This window comes from bacterium, from assembly GCA_030697795.1.
Lineage (GTDB): Bacteria > Patescibacteriota > Minisyncoccia > JACQLN01 > JACQLN01 > JACQLN01.
The window spans coordinates 49,367-70,241 of sequence record JAUYOV010000007.1 but is presented as its reverse complement, the minus strand read 5'-3'; the positions used below and the strand labels follow the sequence as shown (position 1 = coordinate 70,241).

General features: G+C 37.8%; 23 protein-coding genes and 2 tRNA genes. 16 read left to right on the top strand and 9 right to left on the bottom strand.

Annotated elements, in window-relative coordinates; genetic code table 11:
* The first annotated feature begins 76 nt into the window (after positions 1–76).
* The 4 genes from Q8Q95_03540 to Q8Q95_03525 all read left to right on the top strand — a co-directional run bounded on the left by Q8Q95_03540 (position 77) and on the right by Q8Q95_03525 (position 4,328).
* Positions 77–2,053, top strand: a complete 1,977-nt coding sequence (locus Q8Q95_03540; GenBank protein ID MDP3764666.1) for a sodium-translocating pyrophosphatase — start codon at positions 77–79, stop codon at positions 2,051–2,053.
* Between the two features lie 122 nt (positions 2,054–2,175).
* Positions 2,176–3,444: a trigger factor gene (gene tig / locus Q8Q95_03535; protein MDP3764665.1), complete on the top strand. Its 1,269-nt coding sequence runs from the start codon at positions 2,176–2,178 to the stop codon at positions 3,442–3,444.
* 63 nt (positions 3,445–3,507) lie between these two features.
* Positions 3,508–4,092 (top strand): ATP-dependent Clp endopeptidase proteolytic subunit ClpP, encoded by a 585-nt coding sequence (clpP, locus tag Q8Q95_03530; GenBank protein MDP3764664.1) that lies wholly within the window; start codon positions 3,508–3,510, stop codon positions 4,090–4,092.
* A 35-nt stretch (positions 4,093–4,127) separates the two neighbouring features.
* Complete coding sequence (locus tag Q8Q95_03525) at positions 4,128–4,328, top strand: hypothetical protein (GenBank protein MDP3764663.1); 201 nt, start codon at positions 4,128–4,130, stop codon at positions 4,326–4,328.
* Between the two features lie 34 nt (positions 4,329–4,362).
* Here the strand turns inward: Q8Q95_03525 and Q8Q95_03520 are convergent, their stop codons facing one another.
* From Q8Q95_03520 to Q8Q95_03505, 4 genes are all read right to left on the bottom strand, one after another.
* Positions 4,363–5,970 (bottom strand): tetratricopeptide repeat protein, encoded by a 1,608-nt coding sequence (locus tag Q8Q95_03520; protein ID MDP3764662.1) that lies wholly within the window; start codon positions 5,968–5,970, stop codon positions 4,363–4,365.
* On the bottom strand, positions 5,960–7,522 hold the full coding sequence (gene gpmI, locus Q8Q95_03515; protein MDP3764661.1) for a 2,3-bisphosphoglycerate-independent phosphoglycerate mutase: 1,563 nt from the start codon (positions 7,520–7,522) through the stop codon (positions 5,960–5,962). Before gpmI ends, Q8Q95_03520 begins: the two co-directional genes overlap by 11 nt.
* Positions 7,523–7,639: 117 nt before the next feature.
* A complete protein-coding gene (locus Q8Q95_03510; GenBank protein ID MDP3764660.1) occupies positions 7,640–7,888 on the bottom strand; it encodes a hypothetical protein in 249 nt (82 codons plus the stop codon).
* Positions 7,885–8,118, bottom strand: a complete 234-nt coding sequence (locus tag Q8Q95_03505; protein MDP3764659.1) for a hypothetical protein — start codon at positions 8,116–8,118, stop codon at positions 7,885–7,887. Before Q8Q95_03505 ends, Q8Q95_03510 begins: the two co-directional genes overlap by 4 nt.
* 162 nt (positions 8,119–8,280) lie before the next feature.
* On the opposite strand from Q8Q95_03505, the gene Q8Q95_03500 reads away from it, so the two are divergent.
* The 3 genes from Q8Q95_03500 to Q8Q95_03490 all read left to right on the top strand — a co-directional run bounded on the left by Q8Q95_03500 (position 8,281) and on the right by Q8Q95_03490 (position 10,831).
* Positions 8,281–8,415 carry a hypothetical protein gene (locus Q8Q95_03500; GenBank protein MDP3764658.1) on the top strand — a complete coding sequence of 45 codons (135 nt, stop codon included), beginning with the start codon at positions 8,281–8,283 and terminating at the stop codon, positions 8,413–8,415.
* Positions 8,416–8,805: 390 nt separating this feature from the next.
* Positions 8,806–10,335, top strand: coding sequence for a ribonuclease Y (rny, locus tag Q8Q95_03495; protein ID MDP3764657.1), 1,530 nt, complete (start codon positions 8,806–8,808; stop codon positions 10,333–10,335).
* A gap of 223 nt (positions 10,336–10,558) precedes the next feature.
* Positions 10,559–10,831: an HU family DNA-binding protein gene (locus tag Q8Q95_03490; GenBank protein MDP3764656.1), complete on the top strand. Its 273-nt coding sequence runs from the start codon at positions 10,559–10,561 to the stop codon at positions 10,829–10,831.
* A 296-nt stretch (positions 10,832–11,127) separates the two neighbouring features.
* On the opposite strand, the gene Q8Q95_03485 is transcribed toward Q8Q95_03490, so the two are convergent.
* The 3 genes from Q8Q95_03485 to Q8Q95_03475 all read right to left on the bottom strand — a co-directional run bounded on the left by Q8Q95_03485 (position 11,128) and on the right by Q8Q95_03475 (position 11,660).
* Positions 11,128–11,198, bottom strand: a tRNA-Gly gene (locus tag Q8Q95_03485).
* A complete protein-coding gene (locus Q8Q95_03480; GenBank protein ID MDP3764655.1) occupies positions 11,199–11,450 on the bottom strand; it encodes a GIY-YIG nuclease family protein in 252 nt (83 codons plus the stop codon).
* 139 nt (positions 11,451–11,589) lie between these two features.
* Positions 11,590–11,660 (bottom strand) — tRNA-Pro (locus Q8Q95_03475).
* Between the two features lie 184 nt (positions 11,661–11,844).
* Between Q8Q95_03475 and Q8Q95_03470 the strand changes: the two genes are divergently transcribed.
* The 3 genes from Q8Q95_03470 (at position 11,845) to Q8Q95_03460 (ending at position 15,148) form a co-directional block, all read left to right on the top strand.
* The gene (locus tag Q8Q95_03470; protein MDP3764654.1) at positions 11,845–13,608 is read left to right on the top strand and encodes an ATPase, T2SS/T4P/T4SS family; all 1,764 of its coding nucleotides are present in this window, start codon (positions 11,845–11,847) and stop codon (positions 13,606–13,608) included.
* A 247-nt stretch (positions 13,609–13,855) separates the two neighbouring features.
* Entirely contained in the window at positions 13,856–14,095 is a 240-nt protein-coding gene (locus Q8Q95_03465) for a DUF2283 domain-containing protein (GenBank protein MDP3764653.1), read from the top strand.
* A gap of 321 nt (positions 14,096–14,416) precedes the next feature.
* Complete coding sequence (locus Q8Q95_03460; GenBank protein ID MDP3764652.1) at positions 14,417–15,148, top strand: hypothetical protein; 732 nt, start codon at positions 14,417–14,419, stop codon at positions 15,146–15,148.
* A gap of 17 nt (positions 15,149–15,165) precedes the next feature.
* Here the strand turns inward: Q8Q95_03460 and Q8Q95_03455 are convergent, their stop codons facing one another.
* Positions 15,166–15,339 (bottom strand): hypothetical protein, encoded by a 174-nt coding sequence (locus Q8Q95_03455; protein MDP3764651.1) that lies wholly within the window; start codon positions 15,337–15,339, stop codon positions 15,166–15,168.
* A gap of 227 nt (positions 15,340–15,566) precedes the next feature.
* On the bottom strand, positions 15,567–15,902 hold the full coding sequence (locus Q8Q95_03450) for a four helix bundle protein (protein MDP3764650.1): 336 nt from the start codon (positions 15,900–15,902) through the stop codon (positions 15,567–15,569).
* A gap of 152 nt (positions 15,903–16,054) precedes the next feature.
* On the opposite strand from Q8Q95_03450, the gene Q8Q95_03445 reads away from it, so the two are divergent.
* From Q8Q95_03445 to Q8Q95_03420, 6 genes are all read left to right on the top strand, one after another.
* Positions 16,055–16,933 carry a reverse transcriptase/maturase family protein gene (locus Q8Q95_03445; GenBank protein MDP3764649.1) on the top strand — a complete coding sequence of 293 codons (879 nt, stop codon included), beginning with the start codon at positions 16,055–16,057 and terminating at the stop codon, positions 16,931–16,933.
* A 2-nt stretch (positions 16,934–16,935) separates the two neighbouring features.
* Positions 16,936–18,183, top strand: coding sequence for a type II secretion system F family protein (locus Q8Q95_03440; protein MDP3764648.1), 1,248 nt, complete (start codon positions 16,936–16,938; stop codon positions 18,181–18,183).
* Positions 18,184–18,264: 81 nt separating this feature from the next.
* Entirely contained in the window at positions 18,265–19,188 is a 924-nt protein-coding gene (locus Q8Q95_03435; protein ID MDP3764647.1) for a prepilin-type N-terminal cleavage/methylation domain-containing protein, read from the top strand.
* Positions 19,189–19,208: 20 nt separating this feature from the next.
* On the top strand, positions 19,209–19,682 hold the full coding sequence (locus Q8Q95_03430; protein ID MDP3764646.1) for a type II secretion system protein: 474 nt from the start codon (positions 19,209–19,211) through the stop codon (positions 19,680–19,682).
* Between the two features lie 141 nt (positions 19,683–19,823).
* Entirely contained in the window at positions 19,824–20,351 is a 528-nt protein-coding gene (locus tag Q8Q95_03425; GenBank protein ID MDP3764645.1) for a prepilin-type N-terminal cleavage/methylation domain-containing protein, read from the top strand.
* Positions 20,352–20,384: 33 nt separating this feature from the next.
* A complete protein-coding gene (locus tag Q8Q95_03420; GenBank protein MDP3764644.1) occupies positions 20,385–20,834 on the top strand; it encodes a hypothetical protein in 450 nt (149 codons plus the stop codon).
* Positions 20,835–20,875: the final 41 nt, after the last annotated feature.

Genomic DNA, 20,875 nt, shown 5'->3' with positions numbered 1-20,875 from the left:
AAAATTACAAATAAAAATTAAAAATTTTAGATTTTTATATGTGTTTTTAATATTTGATATTTAATTTTAATAAAATATGTCCACATCCCAAATATTTATTATCGTGTCGGGTTTAGTAGGAATTATCTACGGCGTTTTACTTATTGTTTCGGTTTTAAAAAAGCCAGAAGGTCCGGCAGAACAAAAAGATATTTCTCAAGCCATACGCGAAGGCGCCAACGCTTATTTAAAGCGCCAGTATAAAACAATATCTATAATCGCTGTGTTGTTGGCGATTGGAATATATTTTGCCTTAAGTTTAACAACAGCAATCGGTTTCTTGATTGGAGGTTTTCTTTCGGCTTTAGCAGGCTATATTGGTATGAGTGTAGCGGTGAGGTCTAATGTTCGCGTGGCTGAAGCCGCCAAAACTGGTTTAAAACAGGCTTTTTCTTTAGCCTTTAATGGTGGCGCTGTTACAGGATTTTTTGTGTGCGCTTTGGCTTTGCTGGCTGTGGCCGGATTTTATTTTATTACTAATAATTTAAGCGCTCTTATCGGCTTAGGTTTTGGCGGAAGTTTAATTTCCATCTTTGCCCGTTTGGGTGGTGGTATTTTTACTAAAGGCGCTGATGTGGGCGCGGATTTAGTAGGAAAAATTGAAGCTGGTATTCCGGAAGATGATCCTAGAAACCCAGCAGTTATTGCCGACAATGTTGGAGATAACGTGGGGGATTGCGCTGGTATGGCCGCCGATCTTTTTGAAACTTATGTAGCCACTATGATAGGCACAATGTTGCTGGGCGCTTTTGTGGCGCCCTCTTTTATAATTTTACCTTTGGTTATTGGTGCTACGGCAATTTTAGGCAGTATTGTAGGTTCTTGGTTTGTAAAATTATCCGGCGAAGCTATTATGCGCGCTTTGTATAAAGGCTTGTTAGCTTCGGCCATTATAACTTTGGCGGCTCTTTGGTTTGCTATTCCAAAAGTTATAAATACAGAAAATAATATTAATTTATTTTGGTCGGCTGTGGTTGGTGTGGTGGTTACGTTCTTAATGGTGTTAGTTACCGATTACTATACTTCTAAAAAATATAGGCCGGTAAAATCAATTGCCCATTCTTCTCAATCTGGGCATGGTACAAATATAATTACGGGGCTCGCTGTTTCTTTGGAAAGCACGGCCTTACCCGTTATTATTATTTCAGCTGGAGTGTTAGCTTCTTTCTATTTATTTGGAATTTATGGGGTAGCTATTGCGGCTTCTAGCATGCTTTCAATGGCTGCAATAATTGTAGCTATAGATTCTTTTGGTCCTATTACAGACAATGCCGGCGGTATTGCCGAAATGGCGGGTTTAGATGAAAAAGTTAGAAAACATACCGACGCTTTAGATGCTGTAGGCAATACAACCAAAGCTGTAACTAAGGGTTATGCCATTGCTTCGGCGGGTCTGGCGGCCTTAACTTTGTTTGTGGTTTATGTGGCAGAAATAGAAAAATTTGGTTTAAGATTTGGTTTCCAGTTGGTTAACCCAACAGTGCTTATTGGTTTATTGTTAGGTGCAATGTTGCCTTACATATTTGCTTCGTTTTCTATCCGCGCAGTAGGCGAAGCTGCTTCTAAAGTTGTTTTAGAAGTTCGACGTCAATTTAAAGAAATGCCCGGTATTATGGAGCGAACCGTAAAACCAGACTATGCTAAAGCGGTAGATATTGTAACTATTGCGGCTCAAAAAGGAATGATAATTCCGGCATTAATTCCGATAGTTGTTCCGATTTTAGTGGGCTGGTTTTTGGGTTTGGAAGCTTTGGGCGGTGTAATTGTCGGTTCGTTGATTTCTGGTTTGTTTATGGCAATTTCCATGACTTCGGGCGGCGCGGCTTGGGATAACGCTAAAAAATATATTGAAGACGGGCATTTTGGCGGTAAAAAATCTTTGGCTCACCAAGCCGCAGTTACTGGTGACACAGTCGGCGATCCTTACAAAGATACGGCGGGTCCTGCTATTAACCCAATGATTAAGATAGTTAATATTGTAGCACTGCTTATTGTTGGATTACTTGTAAAATAATTTCCAATTTCTAATTTCTAATCAAACCTTAATGTCTAATGACAAATAACTAAAAATCTTTTTGACATTAGGCATTTAAGCATTAGAAATTGATTAGATATTAGTAATTAGGCATTTTTCTTATGAGAGTTGAAACTAAAAGTCTCCCAAAATCTCAATTAGAATTGGCAGTTACTCTTGCCGAGAGCGAGTTAGAAAATTATTTTGATGCCGCGGCTAAAGAGCTTTCTCGCCATAACCCCATAAAAGGTTTTAGGCCGGGTTTTGCGCCGCGTGATGTGGTTATTCGCGAATTAGGCCAAGAAAAAATAGAACATATGGCTTACGATCTGGCGGTTCGCGAAAAACTGGCAGAAGTTATTAACGAAAAGAAAATAAATTTTGTGGGCGAGCCCAAAGTCTCGAAAGTTTTGCCTAAAGATGGCGGTATTGAATTTACCGCTGTTTTTTCGGTGGTGCCAGTTATTGACCCGGGTGAATACAAAAAAATAATAGTGGCTTTAGAAGAAGTTAAGGTTGAAGAGAAAGAAATTGCAGAAGTTTTGGAAGATATAAAAAAAACTAGAGCCCAAAATTTAAATGTTGACCGCGCCGCCGCAAAAGGCGATAGAGTAGAAATTGATTTTTTGGTTAAAAAAGAAGGACAGATGGTTGATGGCGGGGAATCAAAACAACATCCCTTGGTTTTGGGCGAAGGACATTTTATAGAGGGCTTTGAAGATAATATAGTAGGTTTAAAGGAAGGAGAAACTAAAAACTTTTCTTTAACGGCGCCGACAAATTATCACAATAAAGATTTAGCGGGCCAAAAAATAGATTTTGAAGTTAAAGTTAATTTGGTTCAAGAGAGAAAATTACCCGAACTTACCGATGAATTTGTAAAATCTTTGGGCAAATTTGCTTCTCTAGATAATTTGAAGACAAATATTGCGGAAGGCATTAAAATGGAAAAAACAGCTAAAGCCGAAGAAAAGCGCAGAGCCAAGATAGTAGAGGAATTGGTTAAAAATATTAATGCGGAATTACCACAAGAACTTGTAGAAATGGAATTTGAAAAAATGACCGCAGAGCTAGCGGATTCGTTGCGTCAAATGAATCTAACTTTAGAAAACTATTTAAATCATATAAGTAAAACACCAGAAGAGCTTAAAAAAGATTGGGAGCCTCAAGCTGAAAAAAGAGTTAAAGCCGCCCTCGTTTTAAAGGAAATTTCTAAAAGGGAAAATGTGGAAGTTGCCGATGCTGAAATAGAGGAGAAGCTAACAAGTATGATGCGCCAAGCCCCGCCTTTGTCACACGGCCAAAACCTTGATTTGACAGCCCTAAGGGGGTATGTTAAAAACATAATACGCAATGAGAAAGTGTTTAGACTACTAGAAGGTGGAATGTAGAAGGTAGATTTTATGGATTTTTCTAAATTTCTACCCTCTATTTTCTAATAATCTATTTAAATTATGAATCTTATACCCACAGTTATAGAAAAAACTTCATACGGCGAAAGGGCCTACGATATATATTCACGCTTGCTTAAAGAAAGGATCGTGTTTTTGGGCGGGTCTATAAATGATGCCGTGGCTAATACCGTAATTGCCCAGCTTTTGTTTTTAGAAAGCCAAGACCCTAAAAAAGAAATTAAACTATATATAAATAGCCCAGGTGGTTCTGTTACGGCAGGCCTCGCCATTTACGACACGATGCAACTTATTAAAAGCGATGTCTCTACTATTTGTGTTGGTATTGCGGCTTCTATGGGCGCAGTTTTATTGGCAGCCGGCAAAAAAGGCAGACGGCTTTCTTTGCCCAACAGCGAAGTTATGATCCACCAAGTTATGGGTGGGGTGGAAGGTCAAGCTATAGAAATTGAAATTTCGGCTCGGCACATAATTAAAGTTAAAGAAAGATTAAATAAAATTTTAGCGCGTCACACTGGCAAAAGCTTAAAGGATATAGAAAAAGATACCGACAGAGATTACTTTATGTCGGCGGAAGAGGCCAAAGCTTACGGCATTGTGGATGAGATAATCAGTGGGAAAAAATAAAAAGTTCTTTCAACCTTAAAAGGGGAGATAAGAAAATGGACGGCGACGAAGATAATGATATGGACGGAGGAATGGAGATTGAGTATTGTCTTTGTAGAAATGGTCTCTACTTTACCGATATGAATACGTGGACTGTTTTTAGGGTGCTAGCTAGAAAAATGACCTATGGCCAAGCAGATTTCTTGAAGAGGTCGGATTTTTCGGATGCTACTATCGAACCAATCAAGAGAGTGTAAGACAAGACAAAAGAACGGCAAACAGCCGTTCTTTTTATTTTGGTAAAGAATTAATAATTTCTTTTACTGCTTTATCTTCTGGGTAAATGCTAGATAGTTTTGTTAAAATTTCTCGCATTTCGTTATATTTTTTTTCTTGGTTTAATATATTTAATAAGTTGCTGTAAGCAGAAACAAATTTAGGGTTTTTTTCTATAGACAATTTATATTGTTCTTTGGCTTCTTCATTTTTTCCTAAGTCTCTAAGAGTATTTCCGAGGTTGTAGTTAAGTATAAAGATAGAACTGTCTATTTCCAGCGCTTTTTTATAGTTCTCTACAGCTTCTTCAAGCTTGCCTTTATTGGCTAGTTCCATGCCTAAGTTATTATAAATTTTTAAAGAAGGGCCATAGCTTAAGGTTTTTTTGTAGAAAGATATTGGGTCCGACCAGTCTTTGTTTCTTAGTATAGTTAAATAGCTTAAAAATATTAAATATATAGAACCCGTAATAATTAAAATATTTCTTATAATTATTTTATTATGGAGTTGGCTTAGCAGGCTTAATAGTGGAATCCATATGCCTATTTGGGCTAAATAAAGCCAGTGTTCGTAGAGCATACCGTTTATAGGGACTATATTAGAAGTTGGTGCTAGATTTATAAAAAACCAAAAAAAACCGAAGACCAAGCTTTTAGCTTTTAGCTGGTAACTTATAGCAAGCCAAAATAAAACAAGTAAAAAACCTGATATAAATCGTACATCAAGCACGGTGGTTACAGGGTCAATGAGCCGTTCCATATGAAGATTAAATGGCGCAAAAATCAATCCAAAATAGTTTAGAACTATTTTAAAGAATGTCATTAATCTAACTAAAATGTTTGTAGCAAATAATGTATTTTCGCCGGAAAGTAAATTTACAGATTCTTTAAAGTTTAGGAAAGTTAGTCTTGAGGCAACATAAATTGCTCCAAGTAGCCAAAATAAATATGTTTTTTTGAAGCTATTTAAAGTTTTTCTTAAAAAAGATTCTTCGGCGCCTAAAAAAGTTGTTTCGATAAGCAAAATTATTGCGGGTAAAACAACAGCCAGTTCTTTGGATAGTAAAGATAATAAGAAAGAAAAAATAGCTAATAAATAAAATTTAAATTTGCTATTAGATCTAAATTTTAAATACAAAATAATCGAAAGCAAAAACCAAAACGTATACAAGGAATCCCCTCGGCTATTAGTGTAAGTCACAGCTTCGGTTTGCAGGGGATGAATTAAAAAAATAAGACTGGAACCCAGCGATATATAATAATTTTTAAAAAGTTTTTGAAGTATTAAAAATAAAAAAAATGCACTGGCAATGTGCAGGAATATGTTTGTTAAGTGGAAGCCAAAAGGCAGGAGTCCCCATATTTTATAATCTAGCGCAAAAGAGATTAATAGTAGCGGTCTCCAATAATTATCAATTATGCCGCCACCGGCGGTTGCGTTTTCTGTAAAGAATTTCTTAATTTCAAAGTTTTGTACAAAAGAATTATTGGCAAAAAATTCGTTATCATCCCAAAAAAAAGGATTAGCCAGAGAATTTATATATAAAGATAGGCCAATAAAAGACAGTAAAATAAAAACAAACCACTTGGTAGATAGTTTGTTTTTAAAATTGCTATTCTTCATAGAGAGTTGGTAGAAGACTTCTCCCATCCATATCGTTAGGTGGAGCTATCTGCATTAAGTCTAGCACTGTGGCGGCGACGTCCTGCAAAATTCCACCAACCTGATTTTTATTCTTATCACCCTGCGGTTTTTTAAGATTATTCGTAACTAAATAAAAAGGCACGGGGTTTATGGTATGCTCGGTATTTATTTCGCCACTTAAGGTATTTATTTTAAGTTCGGCGTTGCCGTGGTCTGCGGTTATTATTAAAGTTCCATCTACTTCTAAAACCACGTCCATTACTTTTTTTACCGCCAAATCAAGCGCTCCAACGGCTTTTATGGTGGCGGGTAAATCGCCAGTGTGGCCCACCATATCGGCGTTAGCAAAATTCCCCAGTATAAAATCATATTTTCCTAATTTTATAGCAGAGGCTAAGCCCTCGGCTATTTCAAAAGCTTTCATTTCCGGCACATCGTTAAAGTGTACCGCCGCCGCGGATTTTATAAGTTGCCTTTCTTCGCCGGGAAAAGCTGTTTCGCGCCCGCCGTTAAAAAAATAAGTAACGTGAGCGTATTTTTCTGTTTCGGCAATTTTGAACTGCTTTTTGCCATTTTCTGAAAGTATTTGCGAGAGGGTATATTTTAATTCAAGCGGAGGAAATATGACTTCAGCCGGTAAGTCTTTTTCATATTGAGTCAGCGTGGCGTAAAAAATATTTTTTAGTTCTGGGCGGGGGAATTCTTTAAAACTAGAAACCGCCATAGCTTTTGCCAGTTGGCGGGCTCTGTCTTCTCTAAAATTAAAAAATATAACAACATCGCCATCTCGGACAGTGCCTTGGGGTTCGTCTTTTTCGTTAACCAAAACCATTGGCTCCATATAGTTATCGTTTATATTTTTAGCATATTGATTTTTTATAGACGCGATAAAATCTTTAGTTTTTTCACCTTGATCTTCTACTATTAAACGATAAGCTTTTTCGATTCTATCCCAATGGTTATCGCGGTCCATACTATAAAACCTGCCGATACAACTTGCGATTTTTCCTTTACCAAGCCAGTTTAACCTTTCAATTAAATTTTGAATCAAGGTGGCAGATTCTTTAGGTGGGCTGTCTTGGCCATCGGTGGAAAGGTGTAGCCAGATTTCTTTTACATTCTCGTTTTTGGCCATTTCCACCAGAGCGTAAAGATGATCTATATAAGAATGCACCGAGCCCGAGCCAACCAGTCCAATTAAATGCCAAACCGAATTATTATTTTTAGCGTGATCGGCAGCTTTTTTTAAAACAGGGTTTTGGAAGAAACTGCCATTTTGAATAGCTAAAGTTATTCGGGTTAGGGGTTGTTGCCAAACTTGGCCCGTACCCATAGCGGTATGGCCAACTTCGGAATTGCCCGCTTCGCCCCACGGCAGGCCTACGGGCACGCCCGAAGCTTGGAGCAAAACAGATGGGTAGTTTTTTTCTATAAAATCTAAATTAGGCTTATTGGCTTGGCTTATAGCGTTTCCCTTACTTTTTTCGCCCACGCCATAGCCGTCTAAAATTACTAGTACTACTGGTTTCATATCTATAATTATACCCGAAGCCAGTTTTTAAATCTCCCTATTAAACCTCCAAGGTTCAACAATCCGCTCTGAGAAACTCGGGGCGGCTCGTCCCGCACCTTTCAAAAGGTGCGGGATTTATTTGTAATGATTATTTATATCAACTATCTCAATTGTATCTTGGCCGATATAAACAAAAATAGCCCGCCAGTTGCGAGTTATTCTAAAACTACTGATTCTTAATTTTTTTGGCTCTAAAATTTCCGTGTTTAAACTTGTGTGAAAAGGATTGGCTTCAAAAAGTTTCTTCTGTTTATTAAAACGTTTTAATAGTTTTCGCTTAACAAGGTAATCAATCAAATCTTTCCGAAGCGAACAGATTTTCATTTAGAAAAATAAGCTGATTTTTTTAATCCGGAAGCAAGACTTTTTAAGAAAGCTTTTGAGTATTTAGCCGTTTTTTCCATATCCTTTATGATCGTGGAAATGTTTTTAGTAGCTGGTTCTTGGAAAAAATCTTGGTTATCAAAAGCCAATTTTTGAATAACTTCAAATTTCTCGGCTTTTTCGACGAGTTCTTGGTATTTTTCTTTGGTTATAGTTACTTTGCCATTCATAATGTATACTCTAGCTAAAAATCACACATCTGTAAACTGTCCAACACCAGATGTTGGACACTGGTCCGCTCCGAAAAAACTCGGGGCGACTCATCCCGCACTTTTCAAAAGGTGCGGGATTTTATTTGACGCTGATAGGGTTGTTAGTATAATTAAGGTGTTATGGCTTTTGGTTTGGTTAAACTCAAAACCCTTTCCGAGATAGTTCGTGACATTGGCCAAGTGCTATTTGCCATAGTCTTGGTAGGGCCATTGGTTAATGGCGCTCTTGATATCGGTTTAGTTATTTTTGGTTAAATATTATCTATGTCCGCATGGTCTTTGAGTATCGCTCTTGTGGAATAATTATGATTAACTTTACATCTATAATGACTAATTTATATATTCTTAGCGCACTTATACTTATTCTTGTTGCTCTAATTGCGCTTATCATAAAAAAACAGCGTTAATTTTGTTCTAACAGGTTTGATATTAAAAACCTTGGTTTGATTACAGCTCAACTACTACGGGGCTTTACTTTTTTGCCTTATAAGTGTTAAATTTAACTAGGTATTAATTTAAAGATTTAGAGTTTGTTGGAGGTATACTTTGGGCCAAAAAGCATGAAAAGGCGGCACAAAGCATTAATATTTTACGTTTATAAAATGTTTTTACAGGTTTTAAACCATCCGATAACTTACACACAAAATGTTTCAAGTTGGAATATTACCCCAGCTAGTTTTGGTTGCGGCCATGGGCTTGGGGATAGGTTACTTTATTCGACAGCAGATAGCTCAAAGAAGAGCTGGTAGTTTGGAGGCCCGCTTGGCTAAAATGGTTGAAAAAGCCAGGGCTGAAGTTAAGGAAAAAGAAGATGAAGCCAAAAGCAAAGCGCGGGAGATTGTAAATGAAGCTAAAGAAGAGACAACTCGCCGTCAGAGTCAATTAGCTAAGATAGAAGATCTCTTACTAAAAAGAGAAGAAGGCTTAGAAAAAAAGATACAAGAAACAGAACGAAAAATAGAAGTTCTGGAGGGGGAGCGCGTCCAAGTTTCCAAAGCTAAAGAAACAGTAGAGGAAATAAGAAAAAAAGAATTGGTGGAGCTAGAGAGAATTTCTGGTTTTAATCAGGAAAAAGCGAAAGAAGAAATTTTTAAGCAGTTAGAAAAAACATACAGCGAAGATCTTTTAAAACAAATTCATCGCTTAGGAAACGAAAATAAAAATGAGCTTGAGAAAAAAACTCAAGAGCTTTTGATTTCTTCGTTACAGAGGTACGCGGGTTCGGTGGTTTCCGAAGTAACAACCACATATGTAAATTTACCCTCCGAAGAACTTAAGGGAAAAATAATTGGCAAAGAAGGCAGAAATATTAAAGCTCTAGAAAAATTAACCGGTGTAGAAATTGTAGTAGATGAAACTCCCGATTCCGTTATGATTTCGGGTTTTGATCCAGTCCGCAGGCAAATTGCCAAAACCGCTTTGGAAAGTTTAATAAAAGACGGCAGAATTCAGCCCGCCAAAATAGAAGAAGCCGTAGCGCAGGCGCGCGAAAAGGTAAATGAAAAAGCTAAAGAAGCGGGCGAAGCGGCAATTTTTGACTTAGGCTTAACCGGACTTGATCCTAGGTTGGTTCAGCTCTTGGGCAGATTAAAATTTAGAACTTCTTTTGGGCAAAATGTTTTAGATCACTCGGTTGAATCAGCTCACATAGCTGGCATGTTGGCCGCAGAACTGGGTGCTAATATTCGCGTGGCTAAAATGGGCACGCTTTTCCATGATGTGGGCAAAGCCATAGACCACGAGGTTCAAGGTTCGCACGTAGATATTGGCCGAAGAATTTTGCAAAAATTTAGCGTGGGTGAGAATGTTATTAAAGCTATGCAGGCGCATCACGGCGAATATCCCTATGAAACTCCGGAAAGTATAATTGTGCAGGTGGCCGAGTCTATTTCGGCGGCTCGCCCCGGCGCCAGAAAAGACTCGGTAGAAATTTATCTTAAACGTTTGGAAGATATTGAAAGGATTACCAATAGTTTTGAAGGCATAGAAAAGTCTTACGCCATACAATCGGGCCGAGAGGTTAGGGTGTTTGTTATGCCAGATAAAATTGATGATTTTGGCATGCATAAGCTGGCCAAAGACATGGCGGGCAAGATTCAGGACGAGCTTCAATACCCAGGAGAAATAAAAGTAACCGTTATTAGAGAAAACAGAGCGGTGGAGTATGCTAAGTAAAGCCAGTTTTTGGTTCTGGTTTTGCAGTCACGGTTTTTGATTAGACTAAGAAACAAAAACTGATTAACCAAAACTAATAACTTAAAACTAATAACTGAAATTATCCACAACAAAAAGCTAGGTTTATTGCGGAAAAACTGAAGGTCGGGTATCATGGAGGTAGTAAAGATGCGACTTTTTGGAAAGGTCGAATGAAAGCGCAGTAATTACTTAATAAAAAATAATGACAAAAAATCAATTCGTGGCAGCAGTAGCTGCCAAAACTGGCAAAGCCAAATCGGAAACAGCAGAAATGGTAGATACCATTTTTGATGTTATTACTCAAACCATGATTAAGGGCGATAGCGTGAATATTTCTGGTTTTGGAGTTTTTAGAGTTTCCGATAGAAAAGCTCGCGAAGGTATAAACCCAAGAACAGGCGAAAAGATTCATATTGCGGCTAAAAAAGCCCCTAAATTTAGAGCCGGCAAGACTTTGAAAGAAGCTGTAAAGTAGACTTTGTAAAAAGTTAACAAAAACTCCCATCTTATAAAGTGGGGTTTTTTGTTGGAGCTGGCCGCCTCGCAGAATGCGAGCGAGCCTCGCTCAAAATTGTTGCAATTTTGAGCGGGTAAGGGGAATCCTCCTCTTCCACTTGCTCGCACGAAACTGCGTTTCAGGCTCGCAAGTTCCCTCGGAGCCCGGGTTTTTAAAAAGTGAAGCAGTTCACTTTTTAAAATACCCTTCGATTCCCCAAATCCATTCAATAAACAAAAATAACCCCAATGAGAATTGGGATTATTTTCATTTAGAGCGGGTAAGGGGAATCGAACCCCTAGCAACAGCTTGGAAAGCTGTGGTATTACCACTATACGATACCCGCCTATGTTAGTATGTTTTTTAAAATGCTTTGTAACTGCTCTTTCCCATAACCGCTTTTTAAATATTTTTCTCTCGCTAGTGCATCATGTTTATTTATGAAAGCTTCATAAAAAATCAATTTTAATAGTCTTCTGTGTTTAGTAGACAAAACCTCTCCGTTTTTATGTCTTTCCATTCTTTCTTTTAAATCGGTTGTGAATCCAATATAGAGGTTTAGATCTTTCTGGCTTTTTAACGCGTACACGTAATACATGATTATTGCCTCGTCAAACGAGGCCTGCGTCAACCTAGGCTGCGCCAAGTCATACTAGGCTGCGCCAAGTTTGACTTGGTCGGAGAGCCGAGAATCGAACTCGGACTACCTGCTCCTTCACCCGCCTAAATTTGATCAGTCGGGGTGCTGGGAATCGAACCCAGTCTATCTGCTCCCAAAGCAGACGTACTGCCAGTATACGACACCCCGATAAAATTTAGGCGGGCAAGAAGCAGGCTACTTCCGGGGCGGTTTTTTATCCATCACTTAATATAAATATAACCGCCCGTTAAAAGCAAAGACTTTTGCTTTTAACCCACTATACTACTCTCCGTCAGCATTTACTCTATCAAATCGCCACAATTTAAGAAAGATGTTGTATAATTAGAGTACAATGACGTTGGACTTGGAAAAATTTAAAAGATTTTTAGTTGATTCAAATTTAGTTTCGGCCAAAAATTTAGAACTAGCCGAAACCGATCAAAAAGAAACTGGCCGCAGGTTAGATGAGGTTTTAATTCGTCGTAATTTTGTTTCCGAAGAGATGATAGCCAAAGCCAAAGCTTATGTTTTAGGCATTCCTTTTGTGGATCTAACCCAACAAAAAGTTGATTCGGAAATTTTAAAAATAATTCCAGAACCAATCGCCCGCAACAGTAATATTGTGGCATTTCGCCAGACAGGCACTGATCTTGAGGTAGCTATGCTGGATCCTAACGATTTACAAACTATAGATTTTATAAAGAAAAAAGCCAGTCTTAATATTTTACCTAGGTTAACTTCACGCCAGTCGCTAGAAGCTGTTTTAAGGCAGTATCAGCGTAGTTTAGAAGACGAATTTAACAATATTATAAAAAGTGAATCTTCCGCTGTACTTAAGGTTGTGGGCTTGGCTTCTAAAGATGGCAAAATAAAATCGGACGCCGAATTACAACGCGTGGCCGAAGAATTGCCCGTGGTTAAAATCGTTGATACTTTAATTCGGCACGCTATTTTGGAAAGCGCTTCCGATATACATATAGAACCCGAAGAAAAAGATGTAGTGGTGAGGTATCGCATTGATGGAATTTTAAAAGATGTAATGACACTGCCTCAAGCGGTGCACGATGGTATTGTGGCGCGCATCAAAGTCCTCTCTAATTTAAAATTAGACGAACATAGGTTGCCTCAAGACGGCCGTTTTAAAATAGAAGGGAAGGGTTTTAAAGTTTCTTTTCGTGTTTCTATTTTACCGGTTTATGACGGCGAAAAAATTGTGATGCGTCTTTTAAAAGAAGATTCTCAAGGTTTTACTTTGGAAAGTTTGGGCTATCGGGGTAAGGCCCTAGAAATCTTGCATCGCGCCATTAAGCGTCCAACTGGTTTAATTTTATCAACCGGTCCCACCGGTTCGGGCAAAACCACGTCGCTTTATACAGTTTTAGATATTTTAAATACGCCCGAAGTTAATATTTCTACAGTAGAGGATCCGATAGAATATCGTATACCGCGCGTTAATCAAACACAGGTTAAACCGGATATTGGTTTTTCTTTTGCGCAGGGTTTACGCACTTTGGTTAGGCAGGATCCAGATATAATTATGGTGGGGGAAATCCGCGACAGTGAAACGGCGGCGCTCGCTATTAACGCTTCCTTAACTGGTCATTTAGTTGTTTCTACTTTGCACACAAATTCTGCCGCCGGCGCTATCCCGCGCTTAATAGATATGAAAGTAGAGCCGTTTCTTATTTCGTCTACGCTAACAGCTATTGTGGGGCAGAGGTTGGTTAGATGTTTATCGGGGGATAGCAGGACCAAATATAATCTTACAAAAAAAGAAATAGAAGCGCTGGGTAAAGAAATAAATTTGGATAAAGTTTTAAAAACACTTAAAGACGAAAAAATTATCGGGCCAAAAGACACATGGGAATCAATAAGTTTTTATAGGCCGAAAGAAACAGAAAATTCGCCCAATGGGTATAAGGGTCGGGTGGGAATTTTTGAAGTTTTAGATATTACGCCAAAAATTAAAGAACTTATTGTGGCTTCGGCCACATCAGATGATATTCAAAAAGTAGCCGAAGAAGAAGGTATGATAACTATGCTAGAAGATGGTTTTATAAAAGCCGTTCAAGGCATTACGAGTATAGAAGAAGTTTTGAGGGCTTCGAGGGAATAAAATTGTCAACAAATTGTTGGTATGATAAGCTTCACCAAGCACGCAATCTTAAAGTTGAAACAAAGAAGTATAGCTAGGGGTTTGGTTGTAAAGACTCTTAAGAATCCTGATAAGATTTTGCCAACTAACGGAGGGAAAATGATTGCATTTAAAAAATTTCGCAATCTTTATTTAAAGGTTATATTTGTAAATAATAATAATAAAATTATCGTTGTAATTACTCAACATTGGGTTAGTAAGATATAAAATGAAAATAGTTTATGATTCTTATGCCGATGCTTTAAGCATCACCTTTAAAGAGGGTAAAGTAAAAAAGACTCTCGAGATCGCTCCGGAGATACTTTTAGATGTGGATTCAAAATCAAAACCATTATATTTAGAAATCTTGGGGGTAAAAGAAAAATTAGGTAAGAAAGGAGTTGAGAAAATTACGATGAAAGATTTGGTTTTAAATAAAACTACAGCTAAAACTTTTGTTTCTGTATAATTTAGACATATTTGGGGTAACCTACTTATCCGAGTTTTAGCTTGGTAGATACTAAAAAAGTATTTGAGAGTATAAGAAAAACCATCAAAGATATGTTTTGATGGTTTTTCTCTGTTTGCCCTTTGCAGGGCGAGCCCGAAGGCACTTGTGAAGTAAGTCTAGCAAACAGTGTAAGTGTAGTCAAACTTGACTAAAAACCGTATAAGATGTTAATATGCTATTAAGCTCAAATAGAGCCTAACTTGTCCTTCCGTAGCTATGACATAACGTCGTAGCGAAGGAGGAATAGTACTTCTTAACTTAATTAGATGGAGGTGTGCGATGTCGGAAGTCGCGAGCCGTATCTACAAGCCCTCGGATTTTTCTCATGGACTAGTCGGTGAAATGCTGATAACTTTGGGCAAGAAAGGATTCTCGCCCGAAATGGCCGCCGAAGTGGCCAATGCCAAATCTGGCAAGGCCGAAGGGATCGTTGGTCTTTTCCCGGCGATGCCGAATATCGTCCCGTTCACCGACTGGCAGAACTTCTACCGTAAGTTTTTCAGTTTGGAACTGGACTTCTCGCAGGTTCGCATTCCCGAAAAGCAGGTCGGTTTTGACCGCCTCATCGTGGTAGCCCAAGGCCTCACCCTCAACCAAATCTACGAAGTCTGCGATAAGCACTTCAAGTGCTGGCGCTACTACGACAATCTGGATGTGGCTATTGATTGGGACAAGGAAGAACGGAATTCCAACAATGGCCATTACGCCATCTGGGTGCGCGACCGGGTGGAAGCCGATGAGGAACTCAAAAACCTTTCGGCTAACCAGATCAAGGAGAAGGGTCTCAAAACCGAAACCCTTCGGGAGCGCAAGCTACATGGCTTCAAATACTGGAGCGAAACCAAAGAGCATATGGATAGGAACAACACCACGTCCTGTACGGGTTCGCGTGTTGCCGGTGGGGGTGTGCCGTTCGTCTTCTGGAGCAGGCACTATAGCAAGGTCTGCGTTAGTTACTATTATCCCGGCTACTCCTATAGCAGTCTCCGTTCTCGTGAGGTAGTTTCCTGATTTTTCCCTTGTAATTTTTATCTTGTACCCTTTTCCCCCGCCAGCAAAGCTGGCGGGTTTTCTTTTTGTGATAAAATTATTTTGGCTAATACAATCGGTCTCGCCCATGGTGAGATAGCGGTTTGCCAACAAAAAGGAAACTGCTTGCCTAGTTTTAGAGAAGGTTTCGCTATTTTTGGCGGATGCTTCATAAAAAAATCCGCGTGTGTTCGCGGCTGACGCAGATAACTTTGTAAAAGGTTATTGGTGATAATGGATGAGATTAGGCAAAAAACGGGTTCGCGTAATGCCGATGGTAATGTGCCGAACGTCAACTGGAACAGGCACAATAGCAAGGTCAACGTTAGTAACTACAATCCCGACAACTCCAATAGCAGTCTCCGTTCTCGTGAGAAGTTTCCGCACTAAAAAGGGAGCATCACTGCTCCTTTTGTGTTTCATATTTGATCCAGCCATTAGTCATTTTGGATATTTCCTGTAAATCGGATTCTAGTTTTAAGTATGTTTTATCTTGAATTATTAAAAGTTCATGGGTAATTCTTAAAAGTCTTTTTAAAACTTCTATTTCTATTCTGGCTGAATTTAGCGGAGGCAGTTTGGTTGATTTGTGGGCAAAAGAGGCTTTGATTATTAGATACAATGTTTCTAAACAGGAATTTTCTATCTTTAACCAAATACCGAATTTGTCTCTTTTGCTTATCTTGCTGGATAAAAGATAGATTTGCTTATAAAATTCAGTAATCCTATGAACCAAATTCGCATTGACGCTGTCGGGGGGGCTTTAGTGGGAAAGTTTTCCATAATGTTTTTGATAAAGTTATTTCCTTAGAAAATCTATTTTTAGCTTGGCGCGAATTTAAAAAAGGCAAAAGAAAACGGCTGGATGTTCAGGAATTTGAGTTTAACTTGGAAGACAACTTGTTTCAACTTAATTTTGAATTAAAAAACAAAACATACAAACATAGCGAGTATATTCCTTTTTATGTTACCGATCCCAAACTAAGACATATACACAAAGCCTGTGTTCTGGACAGGGTTTTACATCAAGCTATCTTTAGAATTTTGTATCCAATATTTGATAAACATTTTATATATGATTCTTATTCGTGTAGAGTTGGTAAAGGAACTCATATAGCTGTAACAAGGTTAGAAACTTTCTATAAACAATTAAGTAAAAACAATAGCCGAAATGTATTCGCTTTAAAATGCGACATTAAAAAATTCTTTGATTCCATAGACCAAAATATCTTAACTAAATTGATTCAAATAAAAATCAAAGACGAAAATGCTATGTGGTTAGTCGAGAGAATCATCAAAAGCTTTGAAAAAGATAAAGATAAAGCCTTGCCCTTAGGCAATGTAACCAGCCAGTTATTTGCCAATATTTACCTTAACGAATTAGACCAGTTTATTAAGCACAAATTAAAAGAAAAGTATTATATTCGTTATTGTGATGATTTTGTCATTTTAAGTGAACAAGCGGATTATTTAATTGAATTGTCCAAAAAGATAAATAACTTTCTGGTTAGCAAATTAGTCTTATGTTTGCATCCGAATAAGGTTATTATCAGAAAGTATGCTCAAGGCATAGATTTTCTGGGTTATGTAGTTTTGCCGAATCATAGAGTTTTAAGGACTAAAACAAAAAGGAGAATGTTTAGAAAAGTTGATGCAAAAAACCTAGCTTCTTATCTTGGTATGCTCAAACATTGTTCAGGTTCTTTGCTTGAGGAAAAAGTTAAGAAATTGGTAATATCAATAAATAACGCTCGTGATATAATATAAAAATGGAGTATGAGTATAAAGCCATTTCTAAAGACGGCAAAAAAATTGAAGGCGTTAAAATGGCCGATAGCCAAATAGCTTTAGCTCGCGCTTTAAGAGACGAGGGTTTGTTTTTAGTTTTTGCCAAAGAAAAAGGTGCTATGGGTTCGGCGCCCGAGCCTGTTTCAATTTTAAAAAAAGACGTTTTTAATTCCCTAGAATCTCTGTTTAAATATGTTAGTTTGCAAGAAAAAGTTATTTTTGCTCGCCATTTGGGCTTAATGATACGAGCTGGCTTTTCTCTTAATAAGGCCTTAGATACTTTGTCTCGGCAAACAAAGAATAAATATTTTTCAGAGGTGCTTAAAAATATAAGCGCCCGCGTAGCTTCGGGTGAATCTTTTAGCCAAGCTATTTCTCGTCATCCCAACGTTTTTCCCGATCTTTTTGTGAGTATGGCCAAAGTGGGCGAGGCTTCGGGCAAGCTGGAAAGCACCTTAAAACTGGTTATGAGACATTTGCGCCGCGAACATATGATAAAAAAGAAGATACAGGGGGCTTTGGTTTATCCAATTATAATAGTGCTGGCCATGCTGGGCGTGGGAGTGGTAATGATGACATTTGTTTTGCCCCAACTAGCTAATACTTTTACCGAACTTAACGTGCCGTTGCCTCTAAGCACTCAAATAATATTTAGCCTATCTAATTTTATGAGTAACTACTGGTATTTATTTATTTTTTCTTTGGCTTTTGTTAGTTATGCATCTTACTTTATTTTTAGGAAAACTAAATTTGGCAAAAAGACGGTAAATTTATTTTTACTAAAAACGCCCATCTTTTCCGATATAACTAAAAAAATAAATTCCGCTAGATTTTCCAGAACGCTAAGCTCTCTGCTTTTAGGCGGAATTCCTTTGGTGGAAGCTATTCGTATTACCAGCGATTCTTTAACAAATTATTTTTATAAAAAAGCTGTAGCCGAAACAATAGCCGAAATAGAAAAAGGTAAAAACTTATCTTTTTTATTGGGTAAATATCCCGATCTTTTTCCTCCGGTAGTAACTGAAATGATTGCCGTAGGCGAGGAAACAGGTTCGCTCGCCGATATTTTAAAGGAACTAGCTCGTTTTTTTGAATCCGAAGTGGCTATAGCCACTAAAAGTATGTCTTCGGTTATTGAGCCCGTAATTATGATTTTTATGGGCGTAGCTGTGGGTATTTTTGCTTTATCTATAATTCAGCCAATTTATTCGATAGGCACAGGACTATAATTAGAATGTTAGCTTTTAGCTTATTAGCTCTTAGAGGGGAAATCCTAGAAAGCTAATTTCCTAGGAAGCTAGAAGCTATTTATGAAATGGTCAAAACTCTACAATATTTCAACGCAACAGGATAAGAAACTTTCACTGTCTTTCTGTGCGGGGTTTACTCTTGTAGAACTTCTTGTGGTTATAGCTATTACCAGCATCCTACTAGCTGGCGGTGCTGTTTCTTTGGGCGGGCTAAGAGTTTCGGGCGGATTGTCTGCTGGAGCAGATACAATAAAATTAACTTTAGAAAAATCTCGCCTGTCTTCTTTGGTTAAAGAAGATGAAACTGGCTATAGCGTTAAACTAAATGATACAAATTTAGTTTTGTTTAAGGGTTTAATTTACAATGCGAATAATTCAAGCAATAAGATTATTAATTTACCCTCGGGTACAAAAATAACGAGTATAAATCTTAATAATGGCGGTGATGTTATTTCTTTTAGCCATCTTAACGGTACAACTACGCCGGGCACTATTGTATTATCGTCCGTTAAAGATCCTGCTTACACTAGAACAATTTATGTAAGTGGTTCTGGCAGAGTTTATCATGCCTATACTTCGGGCGGGAGCGCGGGCGGGGGTGGCTCTGGTGGCCAAGGGCAAGTGGCTGATACAGGTCATCAAGAATTTAATTTAGGTTGGAGTATTCAAAACACTTCAGAGCTTAAATTTAAGTTTTTAACCGAGCCGTCGCAAACCGAAGTTTTTATTATGGGACCGCACTTTAATGGCAGTAGAACTGTTTTTCATTACGTGGGAGATTTTGATGCGGGCGGGCTAGAGCAGAGAATAACTATGTATTCTAATCACCTAGATCCAACTAATACCATTATGTCTATAGTGCGTAGTCCCGCTAGTTCTGGGCCAACGTTAGAAATTTATATAGATGATAGGCTTCTCGTCACTTATTTTTCTGATGGCACGGTTTCGGCGGGTTCTAGCGGTGGCACAATGATAGTGCAGTAGAATATAGGTATAAATTAAATATGAATAATAAAGGCGTAACTTTAATTGAAGCGATTGTGGTGCTGGGTTTAATTGGCATAGTCGTTACATCGTTGGTTCAACTTAATTTAGCTTTTTCTAATAGTGTTTCCTCCGAAGGTTTAAGTGTTCGGGCCAATGCTATTGCAGTTGAAACTTTAGAAGCGGTGCGGATATTAAGAGATAAAAATTGGAATAATTTAAGCAATTTAACTCCCAATACGCCATATTATTTATCTTTTTCCGAATCGCAAAAAGATTGGACTATTGAAAGCTCGGATACCGGCAAAATTCAAGGAGTATTTTCCAGAAGTTTTTACGTATATTCTGTTTCTCGCGACATAACTACGGGCAAAATTATAAGTTCTGGAGGTTCGGTAGATAGTAATACTTTAAAAATTGAAGCTGTGGTTAATTGGAATGATCGGGGCCGAGATAAAAATATAAAATTAACAACGTACTTGGCAAATTATTAATTCAAGCACGAAACACTAAATCCGAAATCCGAAACAAATTCCAATTTTTAAAATTCCAAGTTTGTAAAATTAAATATTGTTTAGAATTTAGGTATTAGGATTTACCCCTCGATCCTGAACTCGGGGTCGAAGGAGAAATTTATGAATATTAAATATGAAAAAAAAGGTTTCACCTTGGTAGAAGTTGTTTTGTATGTGGGCGTACTAGGTGTTTTGCTTGTGGCTATTTCTAATTTAATGCTGGGCACAATGGCTAACTATAAAACTTCTAGCATTAAAGATGAATTAGCTTCTTCTGGCTATCAAGTTTTTGGATTCTTTTTTAGAGAAATTAAGAATGCTAACAGCATTAATATTTCAGATTCTCTTTTGTCTAATGATCTAGGCGTTTTAAGTCTAGCTTCACCTTTTCAGCTGGGCAGTGGTTCGGTGGGCAAAGCCGAATTGTATCTTTCGGGCGGGCGAATTATGTTTAAGCGCGAAGGAGAGACGCCTCTAGTGTTAACTTCGGACAATATTGAAATAACCAAATTTAAGTTTGTGCGCGTAACTCCCCGAGCTGGCCTAGAGGGTGTACGCTTTTACCTTGATTTTAAAAGTAAAATCAAACCAGCAGAAACGTTTTCTTTAACTACTTTTACGATGCTTAGAGGAGGATACACGCAGTAAATTTCTAATATCTAATATCTAATTTCTAAATAAATGACAATTTTCAAATTACAAAAAAATTCTGAATTTCTAAAAGCTAAAAGCTATAAACTAAAAGCTAGTTCCGGTTACGCCGCTATGTTTTCTTTTTTGGTTATGATGGTTGTTTTAGGCACTTTGGTTTCAGTTTTTTCTATTTTGGTTTTAAAAGGTGTTTTTTTAGCGAGAACCAGCGTAATAGAGTTTAAGAATATTTATGCCACGGAAGGCGCTATTGAGGATACTTTAAAACGGGTTCGTGATGCGGCTTGGGCTGATACAGGTAATGGAGAAAGTTTAAATATAGATGATGCGGTTGTAACGGTGTCTTTAACAACCGAAAGTTCTGTTAAAGACTATCTTTTTTCCGCCCAGATCAATAACAAATACTTTAGCCACGGAGCCTTGCGCATAGATGGCGCTGGCCCCTCGGCCAAAATAAAAAGATGGCAGGATACACAGTAATAAAATCAACATTTATGATATAATTTACTTATAATTAGTAG